Annotated in this window: 8 protein-coding genes; 6 read left to right on the top strand and 2 right to left on the bottom strand. The window is 39.6% G+C overall.

The genetic code is table 11. The features are described 5' to 3' along the window. Positions 1-311: 311 nt before the first annotated feature. On the top strand, positions 312-2,723 hold the full coding sequence (locus GO621_RS08625; protein ID WP_198170185.1) for a PAS domain S-box protein: 2,412 nt from the start codon (positions 312-314) through the stop codon (positions 2,721-2,723). Positions 2,724-3,147: 424 nt separating this feature from the next. On the opposite strand, the gene GO621_RS08620 is transcribed toward GO621_RS08625, so the two are convergent. Beyond that, entirely contained in the window at positions 3,148-5,757 is a 2,610-nt protein-coding gene (locus GO621_RS08620) for an MGH1-like glycoside hydrolase domain-containing protein (protein ID WP_157566054.1), read from the bottom strand. 438 nt (positions 5,758-6,195) lie between these two features. On the opposite strand from GO621_RS08620, the gene nirB reads away from it, so the two are divergent. From nirB to nirD, 3 genes are read left to right on the top strand one after another with little or no spacing between them, the layout of a single operon-like run. After that, positions 6,196-8,703 carry a nitrite reductase large subunit NirB gene (gene nirB / locus GO621_RS08615; RefSeq protein WP_157566052.1) on the top strand — a complete coding sequence of 836 codons (2,508 nt, stop codon included), beginning with the start codon at positions 6,196-6,198 and terminating at the stop codon, positions 8,701-8,703. Then, complete coding sequence (locus tag GO621_RS08610) at positions 8,697-8,861, top strand: hypothetical protein (RefSeq protein WP_157566050.1); 165 nt, start codon at positions 8,697-8,699, stop codon at positions 8,859-8,861. The genes nirB and GO621_RS08610 overlap by 7 nt, the downstream gene beginning before the upstream one ends. Further along, the gene (gene nirD / locus GO621_RS08605; RefSeq protein ID WP_157566047.1) at positions 8,851-9,210 is read left to right on the top strand and encodes a nitrite reductase small subunit NirD; all 360 of its coding nucleotides are present in this window, start codon (positions 8,851-8,853) and stop codon (positions 9,208-9,210) included. The genes GO621_RS08610 and nirD overlap by 11 nt, the downstream gene beginning before the upstream one ends. Before the next feature lie 4 nt (positions 9,211-9,214). Here the strand turns inward: nirD and GO621_RS08600 are convergent, their stop codons facing one another. Next, positions 9,215-9,910, bottom strand: coding sequence for a Crp/Fnr family transcriptional regulator (locus GO621_RS08600; protein ID WP_157566045.1), 696 nt, complete (start codon positions 9,908-9,910; stop codon positions 9,215-9,217). A 138-nt stretch (positions 9,911-10,048) separates the two neighbouring features. Here GO621_RS08600 and GO621_RS08595 point away from each other — a divergent pair, with 138 nt between their 5' ends. Together GO621_RS08595 and GO621_RS08590 are read left to right on the top strand one after the other, a co-directional pair. Beyond that, positions 10,049-11,575 carry an alginate export family protein gene (locus tag GO621_RS08595; protein ID WP_198170184.1) on the top strand — a complete coding sequence of 509 codons (1,527 nt, stop codon included), beginning with the start codon at positions 10,049-10,051 and terminating at the stop codon, positions 11,573-11,575. A 47-nt stretch (positions 11,576-11,622) separates the two neighbouring features. After that, positions 11,623-12,927, top strand: a complete 1,305-nt coding sequence (locus tag GO621_RS08590) for an MFS transporter (protein WP_157566043.1) — start codon at positions 11,623-11,625, stop codon at positions 12,925-12,927. The last annotated feature ends 37 nt before the right edge of the window (positions 12,928-12,964 follow it).

The following is a 12,964-nucleotide window of genomic DNA, read 5'->3' as shown; positions in this document are numbered from 1 at the left end:
TCGGTCTATTCTTATTATTAGGGCTTGTTTAAATTTTGCCCGGTTATTATCTATGCTTCTTTTATCAACTAAAAAACATAAAATTTTCATGCTTTTGTATCGGTATAACATGCAAAAACAAAATTTATAGGCATAAAAGAAGCATTATAAATTCTACAGATATAAATTCAAAGGCACTCTTAGTAATGGAATTTATTTCTTTTAAGAAAAAACAGTATTAAATACGCATTCTATTATTTAACCTTTAATTATAAAGCAATATAAATTTATATTTGATTGCTGATCGGCAAGTAATCATACCACTGCTAATGATGGAACCTTTACAAGAACCCCTGTTTCAAAACCTCTTTAATCATCTGGCCGAACCACATGTTGTAGTTAAAGCAGATAGCCCGCGTTTTACCGTAGTTGCCTGTAATAAGCAATATAAGGCAGTAAGCAATACGCTTAATAAAGATATTATAGGTATGGGGATTAAGGAAATATCTGATCTGAAAAATGCAAACTATGAGGGCGACAGCATTATTGAAAAAGCTTTAAATAAGGCCATAGAAACCAGGCAAGTAGTTAAACTTGCTGCAGTTAGGTATGATATACCTAGTGCAGACGGGCTTCAAATGCAGCAAAGCTGGTGGCAAACAGAATATATACCTGTTTTGGGGCAGAATGGTAAGGCCGAATATTTGTTATGTACTATTCATAACATCACCGAACAGGTAACCAGTAAGAAAAACAGGGAAAGGGCAGAACAACAGGAAAAAGCCTTACGCAAAGAACAGCTTTTAAATGAAGAACTGGCCGAAACAATTAAAAAGTTAGAAGAATCACAACAAAACCTGGCCAAGCTGAACAACGAGCTGGAGGACCGTGTTGCCAGCCGTACAAAAGCCTTGTCTGATAGTGAAGCCAGGTTTCGTAACATGATTGAACAGTCTCCTGTTGCCATGCTTGTAAATAAAGGGGACGACCTGATCTTTGAGATTGTAAACCAGCCCATGCTGAAGTTGATTGGCAAAGGCGATGCAATAAAAGGCAAGCCTTTGTACGAAGCTATACCGGAGCTAAAAGGACAGCCGGTAGTTGATAAGCTTTATCATACTTACCAAACCGGCGAGGAATGGACGGGGTATGAGCAACTGGTTTTGATGGACCGCGAGGGAAAATCTTACCAGGGTTATTATAATGTTACATATAAGCCGTTAATCGAAAACGGGCAGATTACCGGTGTGCTGGAAGTTGCTGTTGATGTAACCGAACAAGTACAGGCCCGGCAAAAAATCCTGGAAAGTGAAACCATGTTCAGGGCGATTTTTGAACAATCGCCGCTGGCATTTTGTGTACTGAAAGGGCGGGACCTGGTAACAGAATTAGCTAATGATAACATATTAAAACTATGGGGCAAAACCCGGCAGGAGGTAATTGGTAAACCACAAACGGTAGCAAGGCCCGAAGTGCAAGGGCTGCCCTGGTTAAAACTCATTAATCAGGTATATACTACAGGGGTAACGCACAAAAATCCGGAGTTTAAAATTTTAATGCAGCAAGATGGTAAGCCCGAAGAAGGTTACTTTAACGCTGTTTATCAGCCTTTAAAAGATGCTGAGGGGCAAACAAGTGCCATCCTGGTAATCCTGGAAGATGTAACCGACAAGGTGAAAGCACAGCAGCAAGTTGACCAGGCGCAGCAGCAGTTTCGCCAGGCAGTTGACTCTGCCAATATGGGGACCTGGAGCATTAACCCAGCATCTTATCAGTTAACCTTCTGTAACCGTTCCAAAGAGATATTTGGCTTTTCGCTAAAAGAAGATGTATCAAACAGGTGGGCAATGAATGCTGTCGATCCTGCTTACAGACAAATGGTAAGGAAAGCTATTGCTGCCGGAATTGAAAAACATGAAGCTTGCGACCTGGAATATCCAATCATTAATCATATTTCCCATGAACGAAAATGGGTCCGGGTAACCGGAAAAATGTTTTTCGATGAAAATAATAGGCCTGCCCTTTTTTCGGGCCTTTTAATGGATATAACCACACGCAAATTAGACGATATACGGAAGAACGATTTTATCGCCATTGTTAGCCATGAGCTTAAAACACCGCTTACTACACTTAAAGCTTATGCACAAATGTTAACTGTTAAATCTAAGAAAGCAGAAGATGTTTTTACGGTTGTTGCTTTAGAGAAGGTGAACTCCCAGGTAAAGAAAATGACGGGGTTAATTAATAGCTTTTTAAATGTATCCCGTTTAGAAGCCGGTAAAATACATTTGGATAAGGTAAATTTTTCTTTAGATGAACTGGTTAAAGAAAGGATAAATGAGTTTGCCTTAACCATCAAAAGCCATATTATTTCTTTATCGCCTTGCGGCCCGTTAACCGTTTTTGCTGATTATGAAAAGATAGGGCAGGTAATTAATAATTTATTAACAAACGCAATTAAGTATTCGCCCGCCGGAAAACGCATCGAAGTTAGTTGCCAGAGCGAAGAGGGCATGGCCAGGATAAGTGTAAAAGATGAAGGTATGGGCATTAAAGCTCATGACATCAGTAAATTATTTGAACGGTTTTACCGGGTAGAAGGCCGGCATACCCAAAACATATCCGGCTTTGGTATCGGCCTGTATTTGTGCGCAGAAATTATACAGCGGCACAATGGTAAAATAGGGGTTGAGAGCGAAATAGGTAAAGGCAGTAACTTCTGGTTTACGCTGCCGCTTTCTTAAAATTGGCCGGGTTGGCACTTTCAAATGATGCTTCTTTTATCGCCTAAAAAAGTATAAGCATTGCTTGCTGATTTTTAGGCGATAAAAGAAGCATGAGAAAACCATTCAAAAATATTAAGCCCAATTTGTGGCAAAGTTTCCGCAGGAAAAACCAAGATGGGTAATAATATTCCTGCTTTTTAGCTTGTTCAGATTGAAATTGCCTTGATTTAAGCATATACAATCTGTGGAACAAGGATTGTAAAAAGGTAAAGTATAACGAACACTTAAACTTATTGGAATCATGAAAAAATTAATTTTACTTGCAGCACTTGGCCTTAGTTTAACTGCATCACTTTCTTCTTGCTCACGAAACGTGCGTTACGCGCGTACTTCTAACATGCGTTTTACCAAATAAAAAAGAAGGTAGCAGCCCGGTTTCTGGTTATAAAAGTGCGATCAGCCCTGTCCATCCGGTTTGATGGCTGGCACCTAAGCCCTTGCCGGTATCGCCATGAAAATACTCGTGGAACAGGATGTAATCTTTAAAATGAGGATCGAGATTAAACTTTTTATAACCTCCGAAAACAGGCCGTTCTCCTTTTTCATTCCTTAAAAAAATACTTTTTAAGCGATTGCTTAAAGATGCAGCAATTTGAGCAAGGGAATGATAACTGCCTGAACCAGTTGGATATTCTACCTTAAAATCATCAGTATAATATTCCTGAAAGCTAAGCAATGCCTGGATAATTAAATAATTAATAGGCATCCAGATGGGGCCGCGCCAGTTACTGTTGCCGCCAAACATGCCGGTATCGCTTTCTGCCGGATTATATCTTACTTCATAATCATTTCCGTTTAATAGATAATGGTAAGGATGGTCCAGGTATTCTTTGGAGATAGAGCGGATGCCATAATCTGATAAAAATTCGTTCGGGTCGAGCATCCGGCGCAGTAAAAGTTTCATGCGATGGCCGCGAAGCAGCGAGAACAAGTGCTGTTCTGTACCTTTTGTATCTTTCCAGTAACTTACCAGTCTTACCAAGTCGGGCCGCTGCTCCATAAACCAGTCCAAACGCTCTTTTAAGTGGGGCAGTTTGTTCCATTTGTTTTCATCAAACACAATTGTGGCAAACATGGGTATTAAACCAACCAGTGTCCTTAGTCGTAAACGGTCACTTTCTCCATCTGGCTTACGAAATAAATCATAATAAAATCCGTCCTGGTCATCCCATAAACCCAAAGAATCTTCACCCATATAAGCGATAGAACCAGCAATGTATAAAAAGTGTTCGGCAAATTTGATAGACATGTTCTCGTAAACCGGGTTATACAAGGCCAGCTCGATACTAATCTGTAACATATTAAGCGCGTACATAGCCATCCAGCTCGAACCATCTGCCTGCTCTAAAAAACCTCCTCCCGGAATAGGTGCGCTGCGGTTAAAAACGCCAATGTTATCTAAACCTAAAAAACCACCTTCAAAAATATTATTGCCTTCACTGTCTTTCTGGTTTACCCACCAGGTAAAATTGAGCAGTAATTTCTGAAAAACACCTTCTAAAAAGAGTATGTCTTCTTTTTGGTTTACTTGCTTATCAAGCTGGTAAAGCTGCCATGCGGCAAGGGCATGAACAGGAGGGTTAACATCACTAAAATCCCACTCATAAGCTGGCAATTGTCCGTTTGGATGGATGTAGCGGGCACTAATAAGCAAATCGAGTTGTTTTTTTGCAAAATCAGGATCAATTTGCCCAAACGTAAGGCAATGAAAAGCAAGGTCCCAGGCGGCAAACCACGGATATTCCCATTTGTCTGGCATAGATAAAATATTATCTGCAATAAAATGTTTCCAGTTGTGGTTGCGGCCTTTAAAACGGCTTTGCGGCGGCACTGGCTGCCCTGCATCGCCATTGAGCCATGAATTTACATCATAAAAGAAGTATTGCTTGCTCCAGAGCATTCCTGCAAAAGCCTGCCGCTGTACTAAACGCTCATCTGCATGAGTTGTAGTTTGCTGCTTATCGGCATAAAACCCGTCTGCTTCTTTTATACGTAGATTTACGATGTTGTCGAAATCATCAAAAGGATCGGTCTGATGATTATTAGAAAGCCTAAGCTTAACTTGCATACTTTGCTTTGCAGGAACAGAAAGTTTAAACCATGCTGCTGCTTTTGTGCCTTTTTTTTGAGGGTTTACAGCCGAAAGATTATTATTTATAATACGATCATTAATTCCATCTTTTACAAAAGCCGAAGCATTTGCTGAATGATAAAGTCGCTCGTTATTCGTTTCGTTTTCAGTAAATAACAGTTCTGTATTGCCATCAATATGGCAATAATAATTGCCTAATTGTGATTGTAGTAATAAGGTACTTTTATCCTGATGTGTAATTTGAGGCTTTGTCGAGTTTGGGTTCCAGCTCCACGTATTTCTAAACCAAAGCTGTGGCAGCACATGCAAATCAGCATTTTGATCGCCACGATTATAAATAGTGTATTGTATTAAAATATCGTCTTCCGCATTTTTAATATATTCTATAAATACATCAAAATAACGGTCCTGATCAAATAAGCCCGTATCTATCAATTCAAACTCCGGTTCTAACTTTCCACGCCGTTGGTTTTCATTTATGAGCTGTTCATACGGATAAGCTTCCTGGGTATATTTATACAGCATTTTCATATAGCTGTGCGTAGGCGTGCTGTCTAAGTAATAATACAGCTCCTTCACGTCCTCGCCGTGGTTGCCCTCGCTATTGGTCAACCCAAAAAGGCGCTCTTTTAAAATCGGGTCTTTGCCATTCCACAAAGCAAGCCCTAAGCAAAGCAGTTGCTTATCATCACTAAAACCGCCAATTCCTTCTTCGCCCCAGCGGTAAGCTTTACTTCGTGCCATGTCATGGGTAATATAATTCCAGGCGTCGCCATTGGCGCTGTAATCTTCACGAACGGTCCCCCATTGCCTTTCCGATAAATAAGGCCCCCATTTTAACCAATTTTTAGTTCCGGAATAATTATCGTTTAAACGGCTTTGTTCAGCAGTAGTATTCATTTAAAGGAAATCATTGTCAGGAAGATAATGTTTTATAGCAGAAGCATATTTTATAACTTCTGCCTCAAGCAGAGGCTTCAGGAAATCTTGTTTTGGAATAAATATTATTCCTGTAGAATCTTTTTTTTAAATTTTTTATTTAATAACCTCAATTAATTCTGTTTTTTCTTGGAAATAATTCATTGTTTCGATCAATTTCATTCACAATTAAATTAATTACATCTAATTGTTCTATTAAAACAATAATTTTTGATGTTTTAAAATGAAATTTCTTTATAAATAATATAAAAACTATAATTTTTATTACTTTTTTAATAAAAATTATAGTTTTTATATTATTTATATCATAAATGCTTAACATTGTATAAATGATATGAAGATTTTTTTAAAAGAAAAAAAATAAATATAAATTTTATCACTTTTTTATAAGTATTAGGTATGAAAACTGAATTCGATCAAAAAACAGTTGTGGTTATTGGGAATGGGATGGTTGGTTATAAGTTTTGCGAAAAGCTTATCAAGAAAACTGGTCAGTTTAATTTGATTGTTTTTGGTGAAGAACCACGAAGAGCTTATGACCGTGTACATTTAAGCGAATACTTTAACGGAAAAACTGCCGATGATCTTTCTCTTTCAACTTCAACCTGGTACGAGGAAAACGGAATTACGCTTTATTTAAGTGATCCTGTTCAGGAAATCAATCTGACAGAAAAAAAGGTTCATGCTCGCAGCGGTATCTCTTTAAGTTATGATTATCTGGTATTGGCTACCGGTTCCGGTGCTTTTGTTCCGAATATTCCGGGTGTAGAAAAAGAAGGCGTATTTGTTTACCGTACCATCGAGGATTTGGAGATAATGAAGGATTATGCGTCGAAATGCAAAAACGGAGCGGTAATGGGCGGCGGACTTTTAGGTTTGGAAGCCGCAAAAGCTTTATTAGATCTGGGAATCAAAGAAACACATGTGATAGAATTTGCCCCGCGTTTAATGCCACGGCAAATTGATTCTGCAGGAAGTAACCTGCTTCAGGCTAAATTAAAAGAGCTTGGTTTGCATATTCATCTAAATAAAAACACTGCAGAAATAGCAGGAGATCATAAAATTGAATCGCTGAAATTTAATGATAACACGGAATTACCAATTGATATGCTAGTAATTTCTGCAGGTATCAGGCCAAGAGATGAACTGGCAAAATTAGCCGGATTGCAAACCGGAACGCGTGGCGGCATTGTAGTAAACGAAAAAATGCAAACCAGCAACGAGTTTGTTTACGCCATTGGCGAGTGCGCGCTTTACGATAACATGATTTACGGTTTAGTTGCGCCTGGATATGAAATGGCTGACGTAGTTGTTAATCAAATTACACAAGGTGAAAAAGCTTTTTACGGTTTTGATATGAGCACCAAATTAAAGTTGATTGGTGTTGATGTAGCCAGTTTTGGTGATAATTTTATTACCGAACCAGATTGTCGCACCATTATTTTTGAAGATACACATAAAGGTGTTTATAAAAGGATCAACATCAGCAATGATGGTAAATATTTGCTTGGTGGCATTTTAATTGGCGATGCGGAAGCTTACAATATGCTGCTTCAAACCGTAAATAATAAATTGGTTTTACCGCCAAACCCGGAAGATTTAATTCTGGGTTCTCGCGGTGGCGAAGAAAATGCTGGAGCAGGCGTACTTTCATTACCGGATGAAGCTTTGATTTGTTCCTGCGAAGCGGTAAATAAAATCGATATCTGCAACGCTGTAAATCTGGATGGTGTTACCAATGTTGATGGCATTAAAAAATGCACCAAAGCCGGAACAGGTTGCGGTGGTTGTGTTCCGCTGATTAAAGATCTGGTTAACGGCACCCTGAAAGAAAATGGTGTTTACATCAAGAATGTAATTTGTGAGCATTTTGATTATTCCCGCCAGGAACTGCTCGATCTGATCAAGCTGCATAAAATCAAAACGTACGATCATGCACTTGATCTTTTAGGCCGCGGTGATGGCTGCGAAGTTTGTAAACCTGCTGTTGCCAGTATTTTAGCAGGTGTTTGGAACGATTTAATTGTAAAACAGGATACTATTCAGGATAGTAATGACCGTTTTCTGGCTAACATCCAAAAAGGAGGAACTTATTCTGTTGTTCCCCGGATTGCAGGAGGCGAAATTTCCCCTGATGCCTTAATTGTTATCGGAAAAGTTGCCAAAAAGTATGGTTTGTACACCAAAATAACCGGTGGCCAGCGCATTGATATGTTTGGAGCGCATTTGAACGATCTGCCTGACATCTGGGAAGAATTGATGGATGCCGGAATGGAAAGTGGTCATGCTTACGGTAAATCTCTTCGAACAGTTAAAAGTTGTGTAGGAAGTACCTGGTGCCGTTTCGGATTGCATGACAGTGTTTCTTTTGCCATCCAAATTGAAAATCGGTACAAAGGAATCCGGTCTCCACATAAAATTAAAAGTGGCGTAAGCGGTTGTGTACGGGAATGTGCAGAAGCACAAGCCAAAGATTTCGGAATTATTGCTACAGAAAAGGGCTGGAACTTATATGTGTGCGGAAATGGCGGCTCCAAACCGCAGCACGCACAGTTATTGGCTAGCGATATTGATAGTGAAACCTGCATCAAATATCTCGACCGTTTCCTGATGTTCTATATCAAAACTGCTGATCCGCTTACCCGAACCGCAACCTGGCTAAACAAAATGGAAGGCGGCATGAGCTATCTTAAAAATGTAATTATTAACGACAGTTTGGGAATTGCAGAGCAGTTGGAAGAAGAAATTCAGCAGTTAATGAGCACTTATCATTGCGAGTGGAGCGAAGTGGTAAATGATCCGCAGCTGAGGAAAAAATTTACGCATTTTGTTAACGCACCGGAAGAAAAAGATCCGACGGTAGCATTTGAGCCTCTACGCGACCAGGTTCGGGCAAAAGAATGGTAGCAATGCTTCTTTTATCGCACAAAAATCATCAGCATAAAACACCGGTAAAAACAGTATCAAGCCATAAACCCGGAGAAATGGCCGAATGCTTCTTTTACCAGGTAAAAAACATCAACATAAAAAACATTGATAAAAACAGTATAAAGTATGGAAGCTGAAGTATCAACAACAATTACAAACTGGTTTCTGGCCTGCGCCGCTTCTGATGTTCCGGAAAACGGCGGCGCTTGCGTAAAGTACAAAGACGACCAGATTGCCATTTTTAATTTTAGCCGAAGAAAAGAATGGTACGCGACTCAAAATCTTTGTCCGCACAAGCAGCAAATGGTTTTATCGCGCGGAATGATTGGAAGCACAGGGGATGTTTTAGAGCCTAAAGTTGCTTGTCCTTTCCACAAAAAAACGTTTTCGCTAATTACCGGCGAATGTTTAAATGCGGAGGAATGCAGCATTAAAACCTATCCAATAAAAGTGCAGGACGGAAGGGTTTACATTGGTGTTGAATGATTATTTAAACGGAGGTATCTTGTATCAGCTGAAACACTTTCTGATCGTTTAAAATCTTGATCTGTTTGCCCGAAATGGCAATTGTTCCATCCAGGATCAATTCGTTGATCACCCGGAAAAGCGTTTCATAAGTTGCACCGATATACGAGGCTAAATCCTGACGGCTTAATTCAATATCGATATAACCATCAGCATTAAAACCAAATTGTGTACTTAGGTTGATAAGCGCTTGTCCGGTTCGTCCTTTAACAGGCATATGCGCCAGGTTTCGCATTTTTCTTTCGGATACCTGCAGCTCATCAGCATAAAACAGTAACAAGTTATAAGTTAAATCGTGGTTAACTTTTAAGGTAGAAGTAAAAAAATCAAGATCAAAAAAGCAAACAATTCCGGCTTCGAGCGCAGTAGCCGTTATTGGATATTCCAAATTACCGCCCAAGCCACGATGACCAAGGATTGAACCATTTTTAACAAAACGAATAATTAACTCTTTATCCTCGCCCCATTTTTTATGCACTTTAACATTGCCCGAATAAACAAAGTAAACGCCGCTAACCGGATCGCCTTCATTAAAAATAACATCGCCTTTTTTTACCACGAAGTTTTTCCTGGCAGAAGCAACAGCCGGAATCCATTCTTTTAAACAGAGTTTACACAAAAAACAGCTTTTAAGGTCGCATGCTATTTTACTTGTTTTCATTTCGATAGGCAATTCAAAGTGTAATCATACAATATTAGATAATAAAAACAGCACATATAACTCTTGCCGAAACAAAGGTTCAATTACAACTAAACAGTTACAAACAGTTATTCAACTTAAACCCAAACCATCACGATTATGAATAAAAATCTACTTCTTTTTGCTGTTTTTATCATGCTCATTTTAAATTGTTTACAATCATCGGCACAAATATCTTTGATCGGGCAACTGCGGCCGCGCGCCGAGTACAGAGATGGTTACGGAACTTTGGAGCCCGAAACTTCCAAACCTGCCGGTTTTGTTTCGCAAAGGGTAAGGCTGATTTTTAATTATAAATCAAGCAGGGTTATTTTTCAAACGAGTATCCAGGATGTTCGGATCTGGGGACAAGATGCTTCTTCCATCAGCAATGCAGATGGGAATAAGCTTTTTGTACATGAGGCCTGGGCCGAACTTGTTTTAGCCAATAAAAAAGATACTTCGTTTAAAAAACCTCCTGTTGATTATTTGGGATTGAAAATTGGCCGCCAGGAAATAGTGTATGATGATTCGCGGTTATTAGGCAATTTCGACTGGCAGCAGCAAGGCCGCCGCCACGATGCAGTTGTTTTAAAAATGCTGAACAAAGGCTGGCAGGTAGATTTAGGTGCCGCTTACAACCAAAACACTGATGCTGTTAATTATAATGGTACTTATTATACACCTGCCAATGTTCCGGCTACCATAAAAGATAGCAACGGGAACTTGGTAAATACGCCTGCTGGTATTATTCCGCTGGTAAACGCTGCCGGGATCAGTTCTAAAACCGGAACGCCTTCTTTCAGTAATCCTCCGGGCTCGAATGCTGCTACGCAGGATTATAAAACGTTTCAGTATTTGTATGCTGCAAAAACCTTCCATCAAACTAAAATATCAGGATTATTCTTTGCAGACCAATTTGGAAAATATGTATTGGATTCTGTCAGAAATGTTTCCGGAAGCAACATAGGTTACGTTTATGGCAGAAGATTTAACCAAACTGGCTTAAATACCCGTTATACAACTGGTTTAATGTTGGTTTCTCCGTTGGGAGATAAAAGTCCGCTTTCTTTTAGCGGTGCCTTTTATTACCAGGGCGGGCACGACCGCGACGGCCTTTCTTTAAGCGCTTATACTTCAACCTTAGCCTTAACTTTTCAGCAAAAACTGTTTGGTTTTACACCTGGCTGGGATTATTTATCTGGTAATGATGCTTTTTCAACTTCCACAACAAATCACCGCTTTGATCCGCTTTATGGCACACCACATAAATTCTGGGGCTTTATGGATTATTTCTATGCTGGTACAGGTTCTCCTGCGGGCGGTTTAAACGATGCCTACTTTAAAATTAAATACCTCAGCATTAATAAAAGATTTAATGCTGGTTTAGATTACCATTATTTCGCTTTAGCCCAAGAGCAAAAAGACGTTTCCGGCAACGCCATAAAAAAATTTTTGGGAAGCGAGTTCGACTTCATTGGTTCATACAATCTCAGCAAATATACTACGGTAGAAGCAGGCGTCGCGATGATGGCGGCTACAAGAAGTATGGAATATGCCAAAAATGTTACTCCCGGTTCTTCGCATCTGAATAACGCCTGGAGCTATCTGCAGATTAATATCCGTCCTGACTTTTTTAGCAAGTAAAAACAGTATCACCTATACCATTTATCAACATTAAAAATTAAAAAACCATGTTTACAAACGCGCAGCAACAGCTTACGAAACTAAACGTATTTTCTCTAAAAGGAATCCAGATGCGGACTTTCCACATCACCTGGCTCATGTTTTTTGTCTGTTTTTTCGGTTGGTTCGGTTTAGCGCCGCTGATGCCAACCATCAGGGCAGAGTTGGGATTGACCAAGGCACAAGTTGGCAACACCATTATTGCTTCTGTAGCTTCTACCATTTTTTTCAGGCTGATTGTTGGTAAACTTTGCGATACTTGGGGGCCGAGAAAAACAGCCGTTAGATTATTGCTGGTTGGTTCGTTACCTGTTTTTCTGGTTGGATTGGCACATGATTATACAACGTTTTTATTGTTCCGATTAGCTATTGGCATGATTGGGGCTTCATTTGTCATCACCCAATATCATACTTCCATGATGTTTGCACCTAACATAAAAGGTACGGCAAACGCAGTAACTGGTGGCTGGGGAAATTTAGGCGGAGGCGTAACCAATATGGTCATGCCTTTAATTTTTGCAGCAATTGTAGGTTTTGGTTATTCCAAACCAGAAGCCTGGCGTTATGCCATGATTGTCCCTGGCGTAATGATGCTGATTATTGCTTTCTTGTACTGGAATTATACTAAAGATACTCCAAAAGGAAACTTTGATGAAATTAACCGGATAAAAACAGCATCAAAAACAGACTGGTCTATTTTGTCCGATTGGCGGGTTTGGGCGTTAACTTTAGCTTACGCGATGTGTTTTGGTATGGAAATCACTTTTGATAATGTGGCTTCCCTGCATTTTGTAGATAACTTTCATTTGTCGCAAAGCAATGCCGGTTTTTGGGCTGGCGTTTTTGGAATGATGAACCTTTTTGCGCGTGCTTTAGGCGGCATTGTTTCTGATAAAGTAGGTTTTAAATTTGGCATGAAAGGCAAAGGTTTACTGCTTGCAGGCGTGTTGCTGCTGGAAGGATGCGGATTGCTGCTTTTTGCCCAGTCGGGAACCTTGGTTATCGCAATTGTAACGATGTTAACTTTTGCACTGTTCCTTAAAATGTCTAACGGGGCAACTTACGGCATTGTTCCTTTTATCAACACCAAAAACGTAGGTATGGTAAGCGGAATTGTGGGTGCCGGTGGAAATTTAGGTGGAATGCTGTTCGGTTTTCTGTTTAAATCAGAAACGATCACTTATGTACAAGCTTTTACTTATATCGGTTTTGGTGTTATCGTGGTATCAATGATTGTGCTGGTTACCCGTTTTTATAAACCAGAAATTTTGGAAGAAACTGATCTTGATTTTGCTGCTATAAAAGTAGCATAAGTGGGAAATGTAATGCTTCTTTTAAGGCATAAAAACT

It is taken from the genome of Mucilaginibacter arboris (assembly GCF_009754915.1).
GTDB classification, from domain to species: Bacteria; Bacteroidota; Bacteroidia; order Sphingobacteriales; family Sphingobacteriaceae; genus Mucilaginibacter_A; species Mucilaginibacter_A arboris.
Note: the sequence above shows the minus strand (reverse complement) of the source record. Positions and strands in the feature narration are given on the sequence as shown.

Excerpts from the sequence above, each read along its gene's own strand:
- GO621_RS08625 (WP_198170185.1), top strand. The coding sequence starts at position 312 with ATGGAACCTTTACAAGAACCCCTGTTTCAAAACCTCTTTAATCATCTG.
- GO621_RS08620 (WP_157566054.1), bottom strand. The coding sequence starts at position 5,757 with ATGAATACTACTGCTGAACAAAGCCGTTTAAACGATAATTATTCCGGA.
- nirB (WP_157566052.1), top strand. The coding sequence starts at position 6,196 with ATGAAAACTGAATTCGATCAAAAAACAGTTGTGGTTATTGGGAATGGG.
- GO621_RS08610 (WP_157566050.1), top strand. The coding sequence starts at position 8,697 with ATGGTAGCAATGCTTCTTTTATCGCACAAAAATCATCAGCATAAAACA.
- nirD (WP_157566047.1), top strand. The coding sequence starts at position 8,851 with ATGGAAGCTGAAGTATCAACAACAATTACAAACTGGTTTCTGGCCTGC.
- GO621_RS08600 (WP_157566045.1), bottom strand. The coding sequence starts at position 9,910 with ATGAAAACAAGTAAAATAGCATGCGACCTTAAAAGCTGTTTTTTGTGT.
- GO621_RS08595 (WP_198170184.1), top strand. The coding sequence starts at position 10,049 with ATGAATAAAAATCTACTTCTTTTTGCTGTTTTTATCATGCTCATTTTA.
- GO621_RS08590 (WP_157566043.1), top strand. The coding sequence starts at position 11,623 with ATGTTTACAAACGCGCAGCAACAGCTTACGAAACTAAACGTATTTTCT.